We start from the raw sequence: 20827 nt of genomic DNA, 5'->3' as shown, positions 1-20827 counted from the left end.
AATTGCGCGTATCATACCCGCGCCCGCCCGATGCAAACCGGACGGGCGCCGCGCTCATCTACTTGTAATACGTCTTGAACAGCTTGAAGTGGCGCAGCTTGGTGTGCCACATGCGCAGCCAGCGGTTAAAGACAAAGTCGCCCTTCATAAACGAAGGGTCGGCGCCCTTGCCCTCCTTGTCCAGACGATGCACCTTAGCGCGCAGCTCGGGATCCTTGACGTACTTGTCGACGACGCCCATGGGGACGACCATCCACAGGGCCTCGTCCTGAGCCGTCACAAACTCCGGCTCAAATGGACGGTTGAACACATACTCGTCCACCACATACTTGGCAACGTTAAAGCCACTGTTAGTGACGTAGTAGTTGCTGCGGCCCTGGCGCGTGTTGAAATCGAAGAACTTAAACGAGCCGTCGCGCTCGTCGTACTTAACGTCAAAGTTGGAATAGCCCACAAAGTGAAGGTCCTCGAGCAACTTGCGCACGCCGTCCATGAGCTCGTCGTTGGGCTCGGTAATGATACAGGCATGGTTGCCGACACCGTGGGGCTGATGCTCCTCGAGCAGCACATGGCCCAGGCACATCATGCGCACCTTGCCGTTGCGGTCGGAATAGCTGGTGAGCACGCGCATGTACTCGTCGTTACCGGGCACGCGGTCCTGCAAGATCAGGTCGTCAGTGTAGCCGCTGGCATACGAATCGCGAATGACCTGTTCCAGCTCGGCGCGGTCGGCAATCTCATAGGCCTTCTTCTGGCCCTCGAACTCGTGCTGCCACCACATGATGCCGTCAGAAGGCTTCAGAATCATCGGGTAAGGAAAATCGATCTGGTCGAGCACCTCGGCAGGTGCCTCGCCTTGGTCGTTCAGCATCGCCATGGTGAAGGTAAAGGTATGCGGATAAGGCACGCCATGCTTCTCGCACAGCTCGTAGAAGATCTCCTTCTTCTGGCACTGCTCGAGCATGCTGTAGGGAGCGTAAGGCGCGACGATGTTATCCGCCAACTCATGGGCATCCTTGGCCTGAGCCACGAGGGCAACATAGTTATCGCCACAGCCCACAAGGACAATCGTCTTATCGGCATGCGCTTGGGCAATGCCGTTGACGGTTTTGAGCATCACGGGCATGGTATCGATATCCACGTTGGGCGTGTAGTCGATAATCTGGCTGCGGTACGCGGGACCCGTCTGGTACTTGCCAAAGACCAGACTCTTGACCTGGTACTCCTCGTAGAAGGCGCGCGCCACCGAATAGGCGTTGATGTCGCCACCGAGCAGCACGGGAATGAACTCGCGCTCTGTAAATTGCAATGCCATGGAAACTTCCTATCATGAACTGCCCACACAACGGGCGGTCTTTGCGCATCTGATTTATTCTAGCGTGCCAAGCCGCCGACGCCCAAAGCTCCACCGTATCTATGGCAATCGACGTAATCGTCCAGCACGAAGGCCAGCACAAAGACGGCGCTCACCGTTGTATGACAATGGGCAATGAACCTACCATTGTTGTAGGATTCAACATGTTGCCCGCCCCGTCGAAAGGTGCACCGTGCCCCAGGCTCATCCGATCAACAACCCCATCATTGACGCCGCCAAGCGCGAACTTGCGGATCGTGCCCAGACGGCAGCTCCCCTACGCACCGCAAACGATGCTTACAACGGGCCTGCCCGTATCGTCTCAATCAACACGTCGGAGCACAAAGGCACTCGCAAGTCGCCCGTCGCCGATGGACGCGACACCGTCATCGAGCAATTTGGCCTCGCTACCGATGCGCACGCCGGACATTGGCACCGCCAGGTCTCTTTTTTAGCCGCGGAGTCCATCCAGACGGCGCAGGCGCGCGGGCTCGATGTGCACGAGGGCGACTTTGGCGAGAACTTCACCACCCAGGGTATCAACCTGCTCTCACTCCCCTTGGGCACGCAGCTCAAGCTCGGCAGCGAAGTACTCGTCGAAATCAGTCAGATCGGCAAAGTCTGCCATACCCGCTGTGCCATCTACTATCTCGCCGGCGACTGCATCTTTCCCCACGAGGGCGTTTTCGGCGTGGTACTAAAGGGCGGAGAGGTCCATACCGGCGACGAAATCCAGGTGGTCAAGCTCGGCGACGGCACTTGCTCGTTCACCCCCGCCGAGGCGCTCGAAGAGATTGAGCAGGCTCGCCAGGAGGGCACGCTGTAGTTGTAAAACCCCACGTTGAGATAGCTTTTACAGCCCAAAGTTCCTCTTAAACAGGCCCCCGTAACGTTAAAGTTGAACTCTATGGTTTCTCAACAATTCATCATAACTGCAGGTCAAAGCCAAAGCCTCAAGTTCAACTTGACCCTTTGGAACCTTTAAGGTTCAAGTTGAGGTCGAAAGCAGTAGTAGAATACCGTTCGAACCATAACCTACGATTGATTGCAGAGGGACTGGATGCAGCATTCGAATCATCGCACCGCAGCGCTCATTGCGTCGAAGCCGGCTCGTATCATCACGAGCGCCGCGCTCGCCGTTGCGCTGACGGCCTCGCCGATGCTCTCCCCCGTTGCGGCGTATGCCGCCTCGCAGGCAACGCAGGACCAGCTTTCCGCAGCCCAGCAGAAGATCGAAGCCGCCACGAGCGCCTACAACGACGCCCGCACCAAACTCGATGACCTGCAAAAGCAGATTGACTCCAATGAGGCAAGCATCGAGGAAATCGAGGCTAAGCTTCCCGAGCAGCAGGCCAAGGCAAGCTCTGCCATGCGCGATCTGTACAAGTATCAGAAGGGCACCAATCCCATCGTGAGCTTCCTGGTCAACGCGCAGAGCCTGGGTGAGTTCATCACGACCTGCAAATACACCAACCAGATCACGAGCTCGAGCGTCGACGAGATCGAAGAGCTCAATAGCATGCAAACCGAACTCGAGCAGAACAAGGCCGAGCTCCAGCAGGCCAAGTCTCAGCTTGAGGCGGAGCAGAAAAACGCCGAGGATGCGCTGGCACAGGCCCAGCAGCTCCGCAGCGAGGCACAGGCAAAAGCCGAGCAGGAAAATGCCGCCGAGCTTGCCAAGCTTGAGGCCGATAAGGCCGCTGCCGCCGAGAAGCTCTCGGGCGAGGGCGTAAGCGGCAGCAATTCCAGCAGCCAGGCCACCAACACCAACACCACCATCGACACCACGGTGAACAACTCCAATACCGGTAGCTCCGATTACGATTCGTTCATTAATGAGTGGACGAGCCGCATCGACAATTATCTCGCCGGCTCCCCTATGGCAGGCCAGGGCTATAACTTTGCCGTCGCCGCTTGGAATACCGGTGTCGACCCCCGTTGGTCCCCCGCCATCGCCTGCATCGAGAGCACCAAGGGTGCTTATTGCGCCAATTCTTATAACGCCTGGGGCTGGAGTGCACGTGGCGGCGGTTGGCGCAGCTTTGGCAGCTGGAGCGAGGGCATCTCCGCTCACGTTGCCTATCTGGGCGCCAACTACGGCTCCACCCTTACCCCGGCTGCGGCCAAAAAGTACTGCCCGCCCACGTGGCAGGACTGGTACAACAAAGTCGCCGCTCAGATGAACCGCATCTAAGTGCAACTGCAAAGGGCCCCAATGGGGCCCTTTTCTTTTAGGTAGCGGAGGTATCGACAACGCCGGTCGCATTGGCAACCGCGACTATGACGATCATGCATAGGAGCAGCACACCCAATGCCTTGAGCCAGAGTTTCGCGAGTTTCTTGCCGCGATAGCTGTCGAGCAGTGCGAATCGCCGACGAAGACGGCGCTTATCGAGCAGCGCAAAATGCATAAGCACCATAAGGCCATCGACAAAGAAAAAATACTCGATTATGAGAAGCCACGTCGGGTAGCTTTGGTTTGCTCCCGTGGGGTGAAAGACGGCAAAGTGACTTCCGGCAAAGAACACAAGCAGCGAGAAGCAGACGAGCGTATTCCAAATACGCCCCAGAGACTCCGGAACGCGAGAGAGCAAACCGCATGCAGCGGAGGCGGCAGGCCTAGGAAGCCCTGTGGGGTTCTGGAGCCCTTGGGGCGTCAACACCGTCTCCGAGGCCGGAGTACGGACAGGCGCAGGCGCAGGAGGCCGCACGGGGCGACTCAGATCGTATGCCGCGCGCGTCGCCCGTCCCAACGCTTCCGCGCTCGCAAAACGCTTGGCCGGGTCGAGCGCCATCGACATGCAGATGACATCGGCAAGTGGGGTGGGAATGCCACGCGCCTCGCATTGCTCGCGCATGTCGAGCCCTGGTTTAGGGTCGACTCCCGTCAAGCAGAAGAACAACAGGGCGCCAAGTGCGTAGACGTCGCTTCGCACGCTCGTCTGCCCAAACCCATACTGCTCGGGCGGCGCATAGGGCCGTGTCCCAAACTTGATGGTGTCGGCATCGGCGCCATCGCGCCATACGCGCGCGATCCCCAAGTCGATAATCACCAGCGACGAAAACGTCAGACCGTCATCAGGCGTATAGTTGGCACCTGTCATGATGATATTCGACGGCTTGAGGTCGCGATGGATCACCGGCGCCGACGTCTCCCCCGCCATCGCAAAACCGGCGTGGAGCTCGCCCACGGCATCGCATAGGGCAGGATACAATTCGTGCGCATAATCGGGGGTGGCTCCCAGACGGTCCACCAGCGCCCCGAGTGTCTCCCCTTCGATGTATTCCATAACCACGTTGAGCTCGTCGCCCGCACGACGACAATCGACGATTCTGGGCAGGTGCTCAAAACGCCTACCTGCCCGCTGAGCGGCAAACAGACGCCCGTATGCCCCACCGATTTGAGCCGAAGCATCGATGCGCTTACGGACAAAGGGGCCGAGCGAACCACCGCCGGTTCCTTCAAAGTACACGAGCTCGGTTGTTTCAACGGACGAGCGCTTAAGTACACGCTCCACGCGATAGCTGTCGTCGCGATCGAGCGACGCCAGGTGCTCGGCAAGCGCTGCGGTCAGCTCGTCATTGGAATATGTTGGGGTCTGAGTATCCATAGCCTCCATCATAGCGCAGGGCGCAGACACCCCATGGCATCCGCGCCCCGTTCGTTTGCATCGTTGTTCGACAGCTCCACCGGCTCAGATATCAGCCGCTAACTCACCGTCTCCTCGCCAAAGCGATACAGCTCCTCGTTGACCTTTTGGAGGCTGCACCCGCGATCGATGCAAAAGATGATAATCGCATCGCGGTGGTCCTTGCAGTTAAGGACGCTTACCCCGGCAGCCGTCAGCGCACGGTTGGTCTCTTTGAGCGTCAGCGCCATCGCAAAGGCAATCTGCAGCACCTTATTGCGACTCGGATGACGCGCGCCGGTAAAGATCTGATAGCCAAAGGTCTCATTGAGATCGGCCATGCGAACCACGCGCGAACGCTCCAAGCCCTTTTCCTGCAGTAGCTGCTTCAGGTAGTCCGAAAGCGACGGGGCGGCAAAGTCGTGCTCCCTGATATAGCCATCGATGTTCGGCGCATCGAGAAGCTCATTGAGCAACTCCTCGGTCAGCTTTTTATCGGGCATACGGCTTCACCTCCCCCAGTGCATGCAACATGCTAGAAACCACTTACGTCCGAACGCTCCCAGCTAGCAACCTGGTCGGGAGACACTGTACCCAGCGCCTCGAACTTCCAGGAGCCGCCCGCCTTCAGATGATTGGTGTTTGCAAGAGCCGTTCCAACCTGGTTGCCATCGGCATCATACAGAACATACTCAATCTGAATGTAGCTCTTTTCCTTGTCCGTGTTATTGGTCAGCGTGCCCGTGATCTTATAGGCAAACTGATTGGAGGTGTCTTCAGCCTCATCAGCAATGGTATACGGTTCTTGCGGTTCTTTTTGCTCCTCAGCCTGCTGTGTCGCCTCGGCAGGTTTTGCCGAATCGCTCGCAGACGAATCGGTTGAATTGCCACCCATAGAGCCCACGGCACCGACGATAACCAGCACCACGATGACGCCTAGGACAATCTTGCCGATCGGCTTCTTTCCCTCTTTTGCCATTATTCATCCTTCCTACGATCCGGCTACCGCGCCGGCACACAGCACATCGTAGAAAGGATTGAACTTGAATTCATTAGCTGAGAGCTAAGGCTGCAGTAAACGGCCAATGCAGTTATCCAAACGCCGAGCAAACGCACTTTGCGCAACCGTCTGCTGGCAGCGCGTCAACCCACCGTTACGGATTCCCCAGTAAAGGCGCTGATCATCAACAGGACAAAGAACACCAGGTAGCTGGCACTCAGCGGGTACGCAATAATCAGGAAGACGACCCAGCCGACAGTGGTTTTACCGTCGGCACGGCGTTGCTCGCGATTGCGGCAAAGCCAAATCGTCACGCCAATGGCCACAATCAGCAACACGAGTGCCGCTGCTGCCAACCCGGCAAGCGCAAACATTACGCCAATGCTCACAGCGATGACCGGGAGCAGCAGCAAGCCGCACCCGCAACCGCCCGGACTATATACAGCAGACTGTCGGCGTCGCTTCATCGCCGCGCCACCCCATCATCTCTGAGCACTACAGTGCGATGGCCTGCTGAACAGGAACGATCTTATCGAGTTCCGGTTCGATCCGCCTTTTCTCGACCTCAAGGTCAAACGCCACCTGAGCGCGCAGCCAATAACCATCCGTCAGGCCAAAATAACGGCAAAGACGGAGGTCGGTGTCGGCCGTCACGCGACGTTTTCCCAAGACAATCTGCCCGATACGCTGAGCCGGAATCCCGGTCTCTTTCGCAAGGCGATATTGAGAAATGCCCATGGGAACAAGAAACTCCTCTTTGAGAAGCTCACCAGGGGTCACCGGCGACAGCAAATCGGCCGAGGTCTCATCACTTGTGATAATCGACGATTTCGACATTCCAAGCCATCTCCTGTCTCCACTCAAAACAGACCCGATAGCGCTCGTTAACACGGATGCTATATTGACCGGCACGATCGCCCTTCAAAGCTTCCAGGCGGTTGCCCGGCGGAACGCGAAGATCATCAAGCGAAGCACAAACCTGCAGTTGGCGAATCTTCCTCAGCGCAACGCGCTCAAAGGGCACGAACCTCCTGACCCGCACACCCATGGCAAAGCGTTCGGTATCCTCATCTATATACGATGCAATCATAGTATCGCCTTACGTTAGTAACGTCAAACGTTTCTATAGACTTACATCTCTATTATATCGTACGTTTGTTCGTGTTTTCTAGAACAAATAGTCCTTCACGCCTTAGTCAAGCGAAAGTAATCGTTTGTAGACATCGAAGCCTTTGAGAAGAATCTCCTCGTCGAAGAGCATGCTATCGGTATGCAGAGCGCTTGTGGCATAAGCGGGGCAGCCATCCGAATCACTCGGGTTGTCTTGGTCCTCTGGCATACCCGTACCCAGCAGGAAAAACACGCCCGGCAGATGGCGCTGATAGAACGCGAAATCCTCGGCGATCAGCAGCGGCTCGTCCACAAGTTGCAGCTCGGGCAAGGCAGGCATGATGTTGGCAAACAGCTCGGGGTCGTTGTCGACCGGCGGATAGCCCTCGGCAAAATCGAGGTCATATGCGCAGCCCGTTGCGGCGCATGCCTCATCAAGCACGCGGCGCACACCCTCACGCGCACGGTCGAACATGTCGTCCGTAAACACACGCAGGCTGCCGGCAACATGGGCCTCCCCCGCCACCGCGTTGCAGACGGTACCGGCCTGCAGCAGACCAAACTTACCGATACAGGGCTCGTCGGTGCCCAGCTCGTCCATCAGCTCGCGCTCGGCAACCAAAAACTTCGCTGCCGCCAACGCGGCATCGTGCGACTCCCCAACCGGCACACCATAGGTCTTAGCGATGTGGATGCTCGTACCGTGAATATGGATATGCGTCTCGCTCGAACGCGCCAGCAGCGGACCGGAACAACTCGCCAACGTGCCGGCAGGCAGATCGGGCCACACATGGAAGCCAAAAATGCGGTCGGCCCCATAGCGCTCGAACACACCACTCTCGCATACCGTCTTGGCACCACCTGTCGTTTCCTCGGCCGGCTGGAACACAAAGAGTACGTTGCGCCTAATGGCGCCCGGCTGCTCGCGAATCGTACGGTCGACATACGTCGCGGCGGCAAGTGCCATGGCCATGTGTCCGTCATGTCCGCAAGCGTGCATCTTGCCGGGATGTGTCGAGGCGAACGCTGCCCCTGTTGCCTCGGCAATGGGCAGCGCATCCATATCGGCGCGAATCGCCGTGGCATGCGCGGCACCAACGCCGGCGTCGAAGAAAGCGCAGACGCAGCTGGGGCACGGATGGGTCACCTCGCAAGCGAGCGGTGCCAACACGCCCTCGATATAGGCAATGGTTTGCGGAAGATCGAAATCGAGCTCCGGAATGCGATGGAGATCGCGGCGATAGCGACGGAGTTCTTGGAGCTCGGTCATAGAGGATCCCTTCGTGAGGCACATCTGTTGCAACTTATTGTGATACAGGATTGTGGCGCACATGTTTCCAGCATATCCCTGCATTTTTTAAACGTTATATACGAATACTCTTGTTTGGTAAAGTGCAACGTGGTAGGGTCGTTACCACTTGATAGAGGCGCGGGCACGAAGAACCGCGGGCGAGCCGGCAGGCTTTGACCCCGTGGGGAGGCGAAACCCGCCGAACTGGGCTTTTCGGGCACGAACAACCTGGTGGGCCTGCGGGAAACACCCGCAGGACTGTCTGCAGCAATGCGGGAGCGCTATCCGGACATTGGGTCCACGCTATGCGGATTCGATGCGCAGATGGCGCCGTCTGGATAGCGAGGTTTACGGGACATGGCATTGACCCCCAACGAGGCATATGCGGCCAAGCAGCCGTTTGTGGACAAGGAGACGCTCGAGCATATCGTCGAGCAGTTCCCCACGCCGTTTCATCTATATGACGAGGCGGGCATCCGCCGCAACATGCAAGAGGTGCGCGATGCCTTTGCATGGAACCCAGGCTTTAAGGAATACTTTGCCGTCAAGGCAAATCCCAACCCGGCGCTCATCTCCATTCTCAACGAATACGGTTGCGGCTGCGATTGCTCGAGCTATACCGAGCTCATGATCGCCCGCTCGCTGGGCATCACGGGACACGACATCATGTTCTCGTCCAACGACACGCCGGCAGCGGACTTTGAGCTCGCCGACAAATTGGGCGCCATCGTCAACTTTGACGACATCAGCCACATCGAGTTCTTTGAGCGCGTCGCGGGCCCCATCCCCAAGACGGTCAGCTGCCGCTTTAATCCGGGCGGCCTGTTCCAGCTCTCCAACGGCATCATGGATAACCCCGGCGACTCCAAATACGGCATGACCACCGAGCAGCTCTTTGAGGCTTTCCGCATGCTCAAGGCCAAGGGCGCCGAGAATTTTGGCATCCATGCCTTCCTTGCCAGCAACACCGTCACCAACGACTACTACCCCAAGCTCGCGCGCATCCTCTTTGAGCTTGCCGTGCGCCTGGAGCGCAAGACCGGTGCACATGTCGCCTTCATCAATCTGTCCGGCGGCGTCGGCATCCCCTATCTGCCCGAGCAGCAGGCCAACGACATTCACGCCATCGGCGAGGGGGTGCACGCGGCCTACGACGAAATCCTGGTTCCCGCCGGTATGGGCGATGTGGCCATCTGCACCGAGATGGGCCGCTTTATGATGGGGCCCTACGGCTGCCTGGTCACCAAGGCTATCCACGAAAAGCAGATCTACAAGGACTATATCGGTGTCGACGCAAGCGCCGTCGATCTGATCCGTCCTGCCATGTACGGCGCCTACCACCACATTACGGTAATGGGTCAGCCGGGTGGCGACGACAAGACCACAGCGCCCGTCACAGACACCTACGACATCACGGGCAATCTGTGCGAGAACAATGACAAGTTCGCCATCGACCGCGAGCTGCCGCATATCGAAATGGGCGACCTGCTCGTGATTCACGACACCGGTGCGCATGGCTACTCTATGGGCTACAACTACAACGGCCGCCTGCGCTCCGCCGAGGTCCTGCTGCGTCCCGATGGCTCAGCCGACCTCATCCGCCGCGCCGAGCGCCCGGGCGATTATTTTGCCACGCTCGACGTGCTGCCGAGCGGCCGAGAGCTGCTGGCCAAGTCGCGCGCCGAAAGTGCCCGCCGTCGCGCCCAAGACGAGCGCCTGACAGTCGCCGCTCAATGGAACAAACGCATCCAGATCGCGGACGCGAAGGAGAAGAACATGGACATCCGCAATCTCGAGGGCTCAATCGTCGCCCTTGTTACGCCGTTTAAAAAGGACGGCAGCGTCGACTTTGACGCGCTCGAGCGCCTTATCGATTTCCACCTGCAAAACGGCACTGACGCCATCCTCACCTTGGGCACCACCGGCGAGAGCGCCACGATGACCGACGACGAGGACAACTCCGTTGTCGCCGCAGTGGTCAAGCAAGTTGCAGGACGCATCCCCGTCATCGCCGGCTCGGGCTCCAACTCCACGCAGACCATGCTCACCAAGTCGCTCACCTACCAGGGCCTGGGCGCCGACGGTCTGCTGCTCATTACCCCCTACTACAACAAGGCCAATGAAGAGGGCATCTATCAGCACTTTAAGACCGTCGCCGATGCCGTGGACATCCCCTGCATCCTGTACAACATTCCCGGCCGCTGCGGCTGCGGCATCAGCGAGCGCAACGTAGAGCGCTTGGCCGCGCACCCCAACATCATGGGTATTAAGGAAGCCTCGGGCAACGTCGCCTACGCAGCCAAGATCGCCCACCTGCTGTCCGACGACTTCCGTATGTACTCGGGCGAGGACGCACTTACCGTACCGCTCATGAGCCTGGGCGCTTCGGGCACCATCAGCGTGTGGGCCGATGTTCAGCCGCAGCTCGTGCACGACATGTGCCGCGCCTATCTGGACGGTGACGTGGAGCGCGCCCGCAATATCCAGATTGCCGGCCAGCCGCTCATCAATGCCCTCTTTAGCGAGGTCAACCCCATCCCCGTCAAGGAAGCACTCGCCCAGATGGGTATGATCGAGGCAAACTATCGCATGCCGCTGTGCCCCATGGCAGACGACACGCGCTCCGCACTTACCGATGCTCTGAAGGGAGCTGGTCTGCTTGATTAAGACCGTCATTATGGGAACGGGCCGCATGGGCTCGCTCATCCGCACTACCGCCGGGGGCATTGTCAACGCCGCCGGTCAGCCCGTTTTCGACATCGTCGCCCAGATCGGCTTCGACTTGTCCGAGCTCGAGAACGCCCCGGCAGCCGACGTCATCATCGACTTCTCGAACGTCGTGACCTTCGATGCCGTCGTCGCCTATGTCGAGCGCACGGGCGCGGCGTTGGTCTCGGGCACCACGGGCTATACGCCCGAGCAGATGGATCGCCTGCGCGAGCTGGGCCAGAACGCCCGCGTCATGCACTCGGGCAACTACTCTATCGGCATCGCCGCCCTGCGCCATCTGGTGGCGCAAGCCACACGCGAGCTGCCCGGCTTTGACTGCGAAATCGTCGAGACACACCATAACCAAAAGGTCGACGCCCCCAGCGGCACTGCCAAGTTGTTGCTCGACGCCGTCGTCGAAGCCGAGCCCGAGGCAGGTTACCACCCCGTCTATGGCCGCGAGGGTATGTGCGGAGCGCGCGACCCCAAGGAGATCGGCATGCACTCGCTGCGCGGCGGCACCGTCGCCGGCGTGCACGAAGTAAGTTTCTTTGGCCAGGACGAGGAGGTCACGCTCACGCACCGTGCCACAAGCCGTCAGATCTTTGTCAACGGCGCCCTGGCAGCCGCGCAGAAGCTCGTCACCCACGAGCCTGGCTTCTATACGTTCGACCAGGTCATGTTTGCCTAACCAGGTATCAACCGAATCCACCCAAAGGAGAGACATCAAATGAGCAATGCAGCCGAGATGGATGCCCAGGAGATTATCAATTACATCGCCACCGCGCCCAAAAAGACGCCTGTCAAGCTGTACGTGCGTGAGAAACCCGGCATGAAGGTTGCCTGGGGCAACGCACATGTCTACGGCGGCCGTCGCGGCAAGACCGTCTTTGGCGACTGGGACGAGCTCAAAGCTATCCTTGATGCCAATGCCGATTCCATCGATTACTACGATGTGGAGAACGACTGCCGCAACTCCGCCGTGCCCATGCTCGACCTCAAGGGCATCAACGCCCGCATCGAGCCGGGCGCGATTATCCGTGACCGCGTCGAGATCGGCGACCGCGCCGTCATCATGATGGGTGCCATTATCAACATCGGCTCCGTCATTGGCGAAGGCTCCATGATCGACATGGGCGCCGTGCTGGGCGGCCGCGCCACCGTGGGCAAGAACTGCCACATCGGCGCCGGCACCGTGCTGGCAGGCGTTGTGGAGCCCGCCAGCGCCACGCCCGTCATCATCGAAGACGATGTCATGATCGGCGCCAACGCCGTGGTCCTGGAGGGTGTGCACGTAGGCAAGGGCGCCGTCGTTGCCGCCGGCGCCGTGTGCGTCGAGGACGTCCCCGCCGGTGCCGTCGTGGCCGGTGTCCCCGCCCGCGTCATCAAGCTGCGCGACGAGAAGACCGACAGCAAGACCGGCCTCGAAGAGGGCCTGCGCCAGCTTTAATAGTTACGCGGTTTTGACAAACCGCGTAACAGGTCGACGCTGCAAACGACCCAGAGCGGCAATCTGATGTTCAATCGTCAGGCATGACCAGAAGGTCAATGCCTTCCTCTTTCACGTCACCTTGCTCGCTCTGGGGCGTTTTCGCTGACGTATGCTCAGCCTGCGGCGCAATGTCAGCAACCAAGCCGAAAACAAAAAAAGGCCGAAGCACCATCGGGGCTTCGGCCTTCATCATCTCAGGGTTCCGTCGTATTCAACCATGGCGGGTCGCTTTGACAGGCGCCCTGCGGCCGTCTTATAGACCTCGGAACGGTCGCGCCGCCCTATTGCCACGATCTCGGCAATCTCAACCGTTCCGTCCTCCCGGATTCGAAAAACCATTCGGAGTCCTGCATTCCGCCATTTGATCTTTTTGCAGCCGGCAAGCTCGCCGTGAAGCGGCGTTCCGATTTCATCAGCGCGCGTCTTTAATTTCGCGACTGCAATACGGACGAGTCTTCGCTGAGATCCGTCTAGTTTTTGATATTCCTTCTCGACGTCTCGATTCAAAAAGCCGACGACAAAATGCCCACTCATTCGAAAAGATCCTCATCGGGGATCGCGTCCGGATCCATCGATTCAAACTCCGCGAGCTCCTCGGTAGTTAGGGCGTCCTCAAACGGAACAAATTCATGCGGACCATGCTTGACTCGATCCGCAGCGATGCGATTTATCTCAAGTTCGTGCAGATACTGCAGCGCGCCGTACATTTCCTCATAGGCGGCATAGTCGATGATCACGGTATCGATATCGTTATGATCGGCAATGAACTGTGGCGCGCGTTTTGCGCGTTTACGAATGGCAGATAAAGACTTGCTTGCTTCGGTAGCCGAAACAACCTGGTCTTTTGTAAACACCGGTTTTTCCAGAACAAGTGGGGACATTTTGACCTCCAAAAAATAATCTGGATTATATTTCAAAGTATACTTCAAAATATAATCCAGACTTTTATTCGAAAGAAAAAAGCCCTATCGATTCTCGATACTACCGATATTCTTGAGCTCGATGGAGATAAGGCCGTTGGGCTCGTTGACGAACTCGATGTACTCGGAATTCGAACCCATCTCGGCCGGGAAGCTGATTTCGATACCCGTGTCGGTACGGATCTTGTGATTGCGCACGGCAGCGCGCTCGACCTGCTTGCGCTCCACGGGAACGCGCTCGGGAACCTTCTCCTCGGTCAGTGCCGCGCGCACGCTTTCCTTGATGACCGGTTCGTCCTCAAAGACCTCATCGACGATATCCCAAGGCGGCAGCTCCTCGTCATCCTCAACCTTCTCGGCAACGGCAGCCTTAACCTTGGCGAGTGCCACGGCCGTATTGGCACCATGCTCCTCGGCGACTTCCTCGACCACACGCGTCACGGTGTCGATGACCTCCTTGCCCGATACACCCGTGTCGCACTGCAGCAGGCCATCGGGGATAAGCATACGGTCCTCGCCGGCAATCTTGCGCTTCTTGTCCACGTAGCCGATCTCCATGGTACTCGCGCGCACGATGGCATAGCTCGGCACCTTTTGCGAGGGGTTTGGCAGAATAGCGTAGTGGCGCGCGATGTCGTTGCGTACCTCCCCCTCCTCACGGCCCACTTCGTGCATAAAAGCCTGCTTGGAGCCCAGCAGCATCACGGCAAACCAGCGGGCATCCTCATCGTCGTCAAAATCGGCCACGAGCACGTCGGTGGACTCGGCTTTCTCGGCTTTGGTGAGCTCGGAAGAGATGAACTCCGCAATCTGCTGCGACAGGTCCACGAACTCGCGCTCGCCAAAGAAATAGCCCTTGAGTTCGCCGCCAAACGCAGAGTTCTCGGCAAACGTGGCACGTTTATTGTCGGCCGAGGTTCGTGCGCGGCGCAGATGCGTGGTCACGAAGTTGCGCACGGTACGGCTTTCGATATCGAGCTCGCGCTGGCTCATAACGTTAACGGCAGAGTCAAAGTCCAGGATATGCAGAATCGCGTGATTGATTTTCATATACGGCATTCCGTTCTAGATCGATTTCGGCACGAACCAGTATAGCGGTCGAGCCCGCCCCAAGCGCATCGGAGATTGCTGCATTGGGGCCAGGTTTCTCTGCACCAATGGTTAACGCAGGAGCTCGGACTGCCAGGCCTCGAGTTGTTCTGCCAGACTCTTACCGGCAGCGGACATGTCGATCTGAGGGCGTTTGGGCAGCAATGCACATCTAAGGATTGCCGCGATGGTCTGCGAAACAAAATGGCGCGTATCCTTGTCAAAGCCTTGGGCGGCCCGGAGCATCACAGGCAGGTTCTCGCGCATGTTCCCGGCGATATCCGCAAAACGTTCGGCGCCCGTAGCCTCAAACACGGAGAACAACGCATCTACAAAACGCTCGCGCTCGCCAGGTGACACTGCAAGCAGCATCTCGCGAATAGAGCCATCAACATATCGCGCGCCAGCAGACAGGCGTTCGCAATACACAAAATCGCAGCCGTCGACCACCCAGCTAAAGGGATTGTGTTGCAGCAGGCTAAACTCGGTGCTTTCGACGATAGCGTAGTCCTCTTGCGTCTCGAACATCATGCCGAAGATCGAAGACTGGGGCAGGGTTTTATCAATACGACCAGAAAGGCTCGCAAAGGCGTCTCCGTTCAGAAACTCCTCGACAAAGCCAGGGCCATCGTGGGAGAAGACCCGCTCAATCCGGTTGCGAGCACCGCTTGAGCACATCGCTGCACCATACACAGCCAGATTTCCGCCCTTGGAATGGCCTCCGCACAAGAGCGGCCCGTCAATCGCATCCGCCGCCTCGTCCACATAACGCGCCGCGGATTCCTGGGCCGGCACAGGACACCGGAACGCCATGTTAAAGTCCTCTTTCCAGCCCACAATCGTGCTGTCGGTCCCTCGGAAGGAAAGATAGCTAAACCCCGCCGGAAACCGGAACGTCATGGCTGCAAACTGCTCCGTCGCCACCACATCGCTCACGGCACGATAGCCGCAAACGTTCACGCCACGGTAGCGAGGGCTTGCTGCCACGGCCTCCAGCAAGGCCCTGCTCCCCTCTGGGTCCCACAAGTCGCCAATCATGTCCCGGTAGCACTCGGCACGCAGCAGCTCGCGTACGTCTAGGCCCTGCCAGTTCGTCAGCTCCGCCATATCACCCGGCAAACGCAAATAGGACAACCACGCAAAGACCAGGCTATCCACCGCGCAGAACGGCCGCTCCTCAAACGGATCAAACGCCGTCTGGGCATAGGTCAAAAAATTAGGCGAATCCGACATGGCCCTCCCATCAACTATGGTGCATTGGGGTCAGGTTACTTTGCACCAAAAAGGCGCCCGGGCCGTGTGGGCTCGGACGCCTTCATTGTAGCTTTTCGCTCTAACGAGCTTGATTTAGCAGGAGAAGTCGACGCTGTCGATGATGTCCTTGAGGGCCTTGGCGGAGGCGGTGAGCTCATGTTGCTCGTCATCGTCCAGCGGCACGGGAACGCGGCAGACAACGCCGTCGCGACCAACGACGGTCGGCATGGAGATGGCAAGATCGGACAGGCCATACTCGCCCACCATGAGCGAGGAAACGGGCAGAACGGTCTGCTCATCGCGCATGACAGCGGTGCAGATGCGCTTAACGGCCATGGCGACGCCGTAGTAGGTGGCGTGCTTCTTCTCGATGATGGTGTAGGCGGAGTTCTTGACGTCCTCGGCGATGCGCTTCTCGGCGGCTTCGTGCTCCAGGTGGCCGTGAAGCTCGCAGAAGGTGTTCAGCGGAACGCCGGCAACCTGAGCGCTGGACCAAGCGACAAACTCGGAGTCGCCGTGCTCACCCATGACGTAGGCCTGAACGTCGCGCGGGTCGACCTCGACGTGGGCGCCGAGCATCTGCTGCAGGCGACCGGTATCGAGCACGGTGCCGGAACCGATGACGTGGCCCTCGGGCAGACCGGACATCTTGATGGCGGCATAGGTCAGGACGTCGACTGGGTTGGAGACGATCAGCAGAATGCCGTCGAAGCCGGACTTCTTGATCTCGGGAATAATGGACTTGAAGATGTTGACGTTCTTGTTGACCAGGTCCAGGCGTGTCTCGCCGGGCTTCTGGGCGGCGCCAGCGGTGACGACGATCATGGCGGCGTCGGCGACATCGGAATAATCGCCGGCGTAGATCTTCATCGGCTCGGCAAACGTCATGCCGTGCGCGATATCCAGGGCCTCACCCTCGGCACGGTTCTTGTCCACGTCGATGAGGACCATCTCGGAGAACAGACCACTCTGCATCAGCGCGAACGCCGAAGACGAACCGACGAAACCACAGCCGACAATAGCGACCTTCTTCTCGTTAACCATTAGAAACTCCCATCTCTCTCCACAAACAAGCCGCCCGGGAACGACCCGAGCGGCTTGCCGTAATCCCAATACATCCAATCGGGACTTTGATTATGCTCCTATTCGCAGCCAAATATCGACCGTTTACCGAAATTATTTGCAGGATTCGTAAAATAACTGCACGAAATCGGTTTCGAGCTATTGACGAGTCGAAACACCTTTCTAATACAGGCCCGCCTCGCGAATGGCCTCGACAGCCAAAGCAATCTGATCGGGCGGTAGGACCAGCGCCATGCGCACGTGCCCCTCGCCCGAAGGGCCAAAGCTCGCGCCCGGCGTCACCACAACGCCGGCCTTCTCCATGAGCTCCTCGCAAAACGCCATGGAATCGGTGCGACCACCGGGAAGCTTGGCCCACACAAACATAGAGCCATGCGCGTTGGGACGCTCCCAGCCCAGGCCCTCAAGACCGTCGCACAGGGCATCGCGGCGCTCCTGGTACTTCAGACGCTGCGCCTCGACCTCATCGCGCGGGCCATTAAGGCACGCGATGGCGGCCTTCTGGATCGGGAAGAACATGCCGAAGTCGATCTGCCCGCGCAGCTTGGCAAAGGCCGAGACCACATCCTCGCGACCGACCAAAAAGCCGATGCGGGCACCGGTGACGTTAAACGACTTGGAAAGCGAGAAAAACTCCACGCCCACCTCGAGCGCACCGGGATACTGCAGGAAGCTGCCGCCGGGCTCGCCGTCAAACACGATGTCGGAGTACGCGTTGTCATGAACGATCAACAGATCGTGCTCGCGGGCAAAAGCGATTATCTCCTCGTAGACCTCGGGCGTACCCACCGAGCCGACCGGGTTCGCGGGCAGCGACACGATCATATATTTGGCACGATCAGCAACCTCGGGATCGATACCCGCCACATAGGGCAGGTAATTATGCTCGGCAACCAGCGGATAGTATTCGAGCTTGGCATCGGCGATCTTGGCACCCGCCTCAAAGACCGGGTAGCATGGATCGGGCACCAGGATGGTGTCACCCGGATCGAGCAGGGCCAGGCCCAAATGGCCCACGCCCTCCTGCGTGCCGTTGCACGACTGCACCATAGACGGCGTAATGCCCGAAACGCCAAAGCGGCGCTCATAGTAATCGCACACGGCTTGCTTGAGTTCGGGCAGGTCGCGCAGGGCGTACTTCCACATCTCGGGATCTTGGGCTGCCTGCGTGAGCGCCTCGACCACGTGGTCGTACGGCTTAAAGTCGGGCGTGCCCACGCTCATGTTGTAAATGGTCTTGCCCTGAGCCTTCAGCGCGAGCAGTTTGTTGTTGAGCGAGGCGAAGACCTCCGCGCCAAAGCGGTCGAGACGCTGCGATGCCTGCATGGTGCCACCTTTCGATATAAAAAACGCGGCGCTCCGACAAGAGCGCCACGCGATACGGGCCATCAGATTGCAAAAGTGTAACGCTTGCCACCCCCGTATTGGTTCAATTTAGCCAACCTTAGTCAATTGGATTGAGCGCGTCGATCTGCGCAAGCCACAGACGCGAGCTGGCGTCACTCGGCATACGCCAATCGCCGCGCGGGCTGAGCGTCACCGAGCCCACCTTGGGACCATCGGGCAGGCAGCTGCGCTTAAACTGCTGGGCAAAGAAGCGACGATAGAACGTGCGCAGCCACGTGTGGACGATCTTGGCGTCGTAGACACCCTCGAAACTCTTGAGCGCCATGCGGTAGATCTTGCCCGGCTCAAAGCCAAAACGCAGCAAGTAGTAGAGGAAGTAGTCGTGCAACTCGTACGGGCCCACCAAATCCTCAGTCTTCTGCGCAATCTCGCCGTCGCCCGTGGGCGGCAGAAGCTCGGGGGACACCGGCGTGTCGAGGATATCGAGCAAAACCTCGGCAATACGCCCGCCAAAGACATCAGCCGCATAACGCACCAAGTGACGCACGAGTGTCTTGGGCACGCTCGCGTTGACGGCGTACATGCTCATGTGGTCGCCGTTATAGGTAGCCCAGCCGAGTGCCAACTCCGACAGGTCGCCCGTGCCGATGACAAAACCGCCAGCCTGGTTGGCCAGATCCATCAGAATCTGCGTACGCTCGCGGGCCTGGCTGTTCTCGTAGGTCACGTCCTGCACGGTCGGATCGTGCTCAATGTCCTTGAAGTGCTGTTCCACGGCCGCGTGAATCGAAACCTCGCGGAAGCTCACGCTCAGGTCGCGCGCGAGCGACTCGGCGTTGGACTTGGTGCGATGCGTCGTGCCAAAGCCGGGCATGGACACGGCAGTGATGCCCGAGCGCGGCAGCCCCAGCGCATCGAAGGCACGCACGGTCACGAGTAGCGCCAGTGTGGAATCGAGGCCGCCGGAAAGGCCGATGACGGCAGCCTTGGTACCCGTATGGGCAAGGCGGGTCTTGAGGCCCGCAGTCTGCAGATTGAGAATAGTCTCGCAACGCTCGGCCAGATCACCGTGGTCGGCCGGCACAAAAGGCGCGCGAGGGAAAACGCGGTCGATATCGCAGGCATCGCGCAGGACAGGCTCTTTGGCCAGCACGCCCTCAAAAGAAAACTCAACGGTCGTGGCCTCCGGCGCATCGTCCGCGCGCGCCCACGTCGTCGAGCGACGGCGCTCGGCAACCAGGCGGTCAAGATCGACATCGGCGATGGCCATATCGCAGGTAAGCAGTTTGGTCGCGGCGAGCTTGGAGCCGTTTTCGTAGACGAGGTTCTCGCCCGCAAAGACCATATCGGTCGTGGACTCACCCTCGCTCGCGTCCGCGTAGGCATAGGCGCAGTACAGGCGTGCACTTTGGTTAGAGATAAGGCTGCGGCGGTAATCCGCTTTGCCGATGATCTCGTCCGAGGCCGACGGGTTGAGAATCACCGTCGCACCGGCAAGCGCCATCTCGGTCGAAGGAGGCGCCGGCACCCACAGGTCCTCGCAGACCTCAACGCCCAGCACCAGGTCCTCGGCGCCTTCATCACAGCAACGGTAGACAAGCCCCGAACCCAGCGGGACCGGACCCTGACCGGCAAATTCAACCCACACGGGATCCGCAGGCGCCGGAGCAAACCAACGGCGCTCATAGAACTCGCCATAGTTGGGCAGATACTTCTTGGCCGTGAGGCCCAAAAGCTCGCCCGCGCAGCACACGGCGGCGCAGTTGTAGATATTCTCGGCAACTGCAACGGGAAGACCGATGGTAAAGACGACCGGCAACTCACGGGTTTCATCAAGGATGTGCACAAGTGCCGCCTCGCAGGCATGCAGCAGTGTGCGGTTATGGAACAGATCGGCCGCGGTATAGCCGCACAGATTAAGCTCGGGCAACACCAACGCGCGAATGCCGCGCTCGGCAGCTCTGCGAACAGCTGCCAGCGCAACCTCGGCATTACCCTCGACATCGGCCACGCGAATCTGCGGCGACGCCGCCGCCACACGCAAAAAGCCATCGTTCTTATTAGCCGAAACGCAGCATTGCCTTGTTGATCTGGACACTGGAGGCCCCTTCTACCCTGAGATTCAGTCTAACGGACGTTCACATATCTCTAACTAGCCAAAGCAACCTCTCAGTTTACTGAGACGCCAACCTGTGCTAAGAGCATGTATTCCAAAAATATCTTTAATTAAAAAAGGAGAAATCGATAATCGACTTCTCCTTTAAGCGAGGCAAGTTAATTCCGAAACTAATGGCAGAATTTATCCATGTAGTCCTCAAAGTCGAACACTTCTACCACGACGCCCTCTTCCTGAGACTCTTTCAGTTGCTCCAAGAGATCTTTGTTAATAACGTCCATGCAGAAACCTCCTCTATCTAATCAATTGTAGTATATCTGCTTTCATGCAATTATCAACCAACTTGTTTAATTGCTCCTCGTTTGTCGATAGTCCCTCTTTTTTCCTTGATTGTCATTTTCATTGCAACAGCCTCAGGACTCAGCGCAACGCG

General features: G+C 58.6%; 21 protein-coding genes and 1 riboswitch. Of the genes, 5 read left to right on the top strand and 16 right to left on the bottom strand.

From position 1 onward, the window contains the following. Window positions 1–58: 58 nt before the first annotated feature. The gene (locus tag DW754_RS07260) at window positions 59–1315 is read right to left on the bottom strand and encodes an ATP-grasp domain-containing protein (protein ID WP_117759032.1); all 1257 of its coding nucleotides are present in this window, start codon (window positions 1313–1315) and stop codon (window positions 59–61) included. 232 nt (window positions 1316–1547) lie between these two features. Here DW754_RS07260 and DW754_RS07255 point away from each other — a divergent pair, with 232 nt between their 5' ends. Beyond that, a complete protein-coding gene (locus tag DW754_RS07255; protein ID WP_199411461.1) occupies window positions 1548–2180 on the top strand; it encodes an MOSC domain-containing protein in 633 nt (210 codons plus the stop codon). 234 nt (window positions 2181–2414) lie between these two features. Further along, a complete protein-coding gene (locus DW754_RS07250) occupies window positions 2415–3548 on the top strand; it encodes a glucosaminidase domain-containing protein (protein ID WP_117759034.1) in 1134 nt (377 codons plus the stop codon). A gap of 37 nt (window positions 3549–3585) precedes the next feature. On the opposite strand, the gene DW754_RS07245 is transcribed toward DW754_RS07250, so the two are convergent. From DW754_RS07245 to DW754_RS07215, 7 genes are all read right to left on the bottom strand, one after another. Further along, complete coding sequence (locus tag DW754_RS07245; protein WP_117833482.1) at window positions 3586–4965, bottom strand: protein kinase; 1380 nt, start codon at window positions 4963–4965, stop codon at window positions 3586–3588. A gap of 98 nt (window positions 4966–5063) precedes the next feature. Beyond that, complete coding sequence (locus DW754_RS07240) at window positions 5064–5486, bottom strand: XRE family transcriptional regulator (protein ID WP_117759040.1); 423 nt, start codon at window positions 5484–5486, stop codon at window positions 5064–5066. Between the two features lie 32 nt (window positions 5487–5518). Further along, on the bottom strand, window positions 5519–5962 hold the full coding sequence (locus DW754_RS07235; RefSeq protein ID WP_055309781.1) for an FxLYD domain-containing protein: 444 nt from the start codon (window positions 5960–5962) through the stop codon (window positions 5519–5521). A gap of 164 nt (window positions 5963–6126) precedes the next feature. Beyond that, window positions 6127–6450, bottom strand: coding sequence for a hypothetical protein (locus DW754_RS07230; RefSeq protein ID WP_117759042.1), 324 nt, complete (start codon window positions 6448–6450; stop codon window positions 6127–6129). A 28-nt stretch (window positions 6451–6478) separates the two neighbouring features. Next, on the bottom strand, window positions 6479–6820 hold the full coding sequence (locus tag DW754_RS07225) for a HigA family addiction module antitoxin (protein ID WP_117759044.1): 342 nt from the start codon (window positions 6818–6820) through the stop codon (window positions 6479–6481). Then, window positions 6792–7073, bottom strand: a complete 282-nt coding sequence (locus tag DW754_RS07220; RefSeq protein ID WP_117759046.1) for a type II toxin-antitoxin system RelE/ParE family toxin — start codon at window positions 7071–7073, stop codon at window positions 6792–6794. Before DW754_RS07220 ends, DW754_RS07225 begins: the two co-directional genes overlap by 29 nt. Window positions 7074–7175: 102 nt before the next feature. Further along, on the bottom strand, window positions 7176–8363 hold the full coding sequence (locus tag DW754_RS07215) for an N-acetyldiaminopimelate deacetylase (RefSeq protein WP_233506200.1): 1188 nt from the start codon (window positions 8361–8363) through the stop codon (window positions 7176–7178). Between the two features lie 144 nt (window positions 8364–8507). After that, a riboswitch (Lysine riboswitch) is annotated at window positions 8508–8676 on the top strand. Between the two features lie 65 nt (window positions 8677–8741). Between DW754_RS07215 and dapA the strand changes: the two genes are divergently transcribed. From dapA to dapD, 3 genes are read left to right on the top strand one after another with little or no spacing between them, the layout of a single operon-like run. Further along, window positions 8742–11051: a 4-hydroxy-tetrahydrodipicolinate synthase gene (dapA, locus tag DW754_RS11175; protein ID WP_117759047.1), complete on the top strand. Its 2310-nt coding sequence runs from the start codon at window positions 8742–8744 to the stop codon at window positions 11049–11051. Next, window positions 11044–11784 (top strand): 4-hydroxy-tetrahydrodipicolinate reductase, encoded by a 741-nt coding sequence (gene dapB / locus DW754_RS07205; protein ID WP_199411463.1) that lies wholly within the window; start codon window positions 11044–11046, stop codon window positions 11782–11784. Before dapA ends, dapB begins: the two co-directional genes overlap by 8 nt. Before the next feature lie 39 nt (window positions 11785–11823). Beyond that, window positions 11824–12543, top strand: coding sequence for a 2,3,4,5-tetrahydropyridine-2,6-dicarboxylate N-acetyltransferase (dapD, locus tag DW754_RS07200; RefSeq protein WP_117759048.1), 720 nt, complete (start codon window positions 11824–11826; stop codon window positions 12541–12543). 70 nt (window positions 12544–12613) lie between these two features. Here the strand turns inward: dapD and DW754_RS10980 are convergent, their stop codons facing one another. From DW754_RS10980 to DW754_RS07165, 8 genes are all read right to left on the bottom strand, one after another. Beyond that, window positions 12614–12778 (bottom strand): hypothetical protein, encoded by a 165-nt coding sequence (locus DW754_RS10980; protein WP_158561637.1) that lies wholly within the window; start codon window positions 12776–12778, stop codon window positions 12614–12616. Continuing rightward, complete coding sequence (locus tag DW754_RS07195; RefSeq protein WP_117759050.1) at window positions 12775–13119, bottom strand: type II toxin-antitoxin system RelE/ParE family toxin; 345 nt, start codon at window positions 13117–13119, stop codon at window positions 12775–12777. Before DW754_RS07195 ends, DW754_RS10980 begins: the two co-directional genes overlap by 4 nt. Further along, entirely contained in the window at window positions 13116–13466 is a 351-nt protein-coding gene (locus tag DW754_RS07190; protein WP_117759052.1) for a hypothetical protein, read from the bottom strand. Before DW754_RS07190 ends, DW754_RS07195 begins: the two co-directional genes overlap by 4 nt. 84 nt (window positions 13467–13550) lie before the next feature. Then, complete coding sequence (locus tag DW754_RS07185; protein WP_022094136.1) at window positions 13551–14555, bottom strand: nucleoid-associated protein; 1005 nt, start codon at window positions 14553–14555, stop codon at window positions 13551–13553. 111 nt (window positions 14556–14666) lie between these two features. Further along, complete coding sequence (locus DW754_RS07180) at window positions 14667–15827, bottom strand: DUF2974 domain-containing protein (protein WP_117759054.1); 1161 nt, start codon at window positions 15825–15827, stop codon at window positions 14667–14669. A 114-nt stretch (window positions 15828–15941) separates the two neighbouring features. Beyond that, complete coding sequence (locus DW754_RS07175) at window positions 15942–16892, bottom strand: L-lactate dehydrogenase (RefSeq protein ID WP_117759056.1); 951 nt, start codon at window positions 16890–16892, stop codon at window positions 15942–15944. Window positions 16893–17093: 201 nt separating this feature from the next. After that, window positions 17094–18257, bottom strand: coding sequence for a pyridoxal phosphate-dependent aminotransferase (locus DW754_RS07170; protein WP_006234344.1), 1164 nt, complete (start codon window positions 18255–18257; stop codon window positions 17094–17096). A gap of 118 nt (window positions 18258–18375) precedes the next feature. Continuing rightward, entirely contained in the window at window positions 18376–20376 is a 2001-nt protein-coding gene (locus DW754_RS07165; protein ID WP_117759058.1) for an NAD(+) synthase, read from the bottom strand. Window positions 20377–20827 lie beyond the last annotated feature (451 nt).

The organism is Collinsella sp. AM29-10AC (genome assembly GCF_003469085.1).
GTDB lineage: Bacteria > Actinomycetota > Coriobacteriia > Coriobacteriales > Coriobacteriaceae > Collinsella.
Note: the sequence above shows the minus strand (reverse complement) of the source record. Positions and strands in the feature narration are given on the sequence as shown.

Excerpts from the sequence above, each read along its gene's own strand:
- DW754_RS07215 (WP_233506200.1), bottom strand. The coding sequence starts at position 8,363 with ATGACCGAGCTCCAAGAACTCCGTCGCTATCGCCGCGATCTCCATCGC.
- DW754_RS07180 (WP_117759054.1), bottom strand. The coding sequence starts at position 15,827 with ATGTCGGATTCGCCTAATTTTTTGACCTATGCCCAGACGGCGTTTGAT.
- DW754_RS07220 (WP_117759046.1), bottom strand. The coding sequence starts at position 7,073 with ATGATTGCATCGTATATAGATGAGGATACCGAACGCTTTGCCATGGGT.
- DW754_RS07230 (WP_117759042.1), bottom strand. The coding sequence starts at position 6,450 with ATGAAGCGACGCCGACAGTCTGCTGTATATAGTCCGGGCGGTTGCGGG.
- DW754_RS07175 (WP_117759056.1), bottom strand. The coding sequence starts at position 16,892 with ATGGTTAACGAGAAGAAGGTCGCTATTGTCGGCTGTGGTTTCGTCGGT.
- DW754_RS07185 (WP_022094136.1), bottom strand. The coding sequence starts at position 14,555 with ATGAAAATCAATCACGCGATTCTGCATATCCTGGACTTTGACTCTGCC.
- DW754_RS07235 (WP_055309781.1), bottom strand. The coding sequence starts at position 5,962 with ATGGCAAAAGAGGGAAAGAAGCCGATCGGCAAGATTGTCCTAGGCGTC.
- dapD (WP_117759048.1), top strand. The coding sequence starts at position 11,824 with ATGAGCAATGCAGCCGAGATGGATGCCCAGGAGATTATCAATTACATC.
- DW754_RS07260 (WP_117759032.1), bottom strand. The coding sequence starts at position 1,315 with ATGGCATTGCAATTTACAGAGCGCGAGTTCATTCCCGTGCTGCTCGGT.
- DW754_RS07195 (WP_117759050.1), bottom strand. The coding sequence starts at position 13,119 with ATGAGTGGGCATTTTGTCGTCGGCTTTTTGAATCGAGACGTCGAGAAG.
- DW754_RS10980 (WP_158561637.1), bottom strand. The coding sequence starts at position 12,778 with ATGATGAAGGCCGAAGCCCCGATGGTGCTTCGGCCTTTTTTTGTTTTC.
- dapA (WP_117759047.1), top strand. The coding sequence starts at position 8,742 with ATGGCATTGACCCCCAACGAGGCATATGCGGCCAAGCAGCCGTTTGTG.
- DW754_RS07170 (WP_006234344.1), bottom strand. The coding sequence starts at position 18,257 with ATGCAGGCATCGCAGCGTCTCGACCGCTTTGGCGCGGAGGTCTTCGCC.
- DW754_RS07245 (WP_117833482.1), bottom strand. The coding sequence starts at position 4,965 with ATGGATACTCAGACCCCAACATATTCCAATGACGAGCTGACCGCAGCG.
- DW754_RS07240 (WP_117759040.1), bottom strand. The coding sequence starts at position 5,486 with ATGCCCGATAAAAAGCTGACCGAGGAGTTGCTCAATGAGCTTCTCGAT.
- DW754_RS07225 (WP_117759044.1), bottom strand. The coding sequence starts at position 6,820 with ATGTCGAAATCGTCGATTATCACAAGTGATGAGACCTCGGCCGATTTG.
- DW754_RS07250 (WP_117759034.1), top strand. The coding sequence starts at position 2,415 with ATGCAGCATTCGAATCATCGCACCGCAGCGCTCATTGCGTCGAAGCCG.
- DW754_RS07190 (WP_117759052.1), bottom strand. The coding sequence starts at position 13,466 with ATGTCCCCACTTGTTCTGGAAAAACCGGTGTTTACAAAAGACCAGGTT.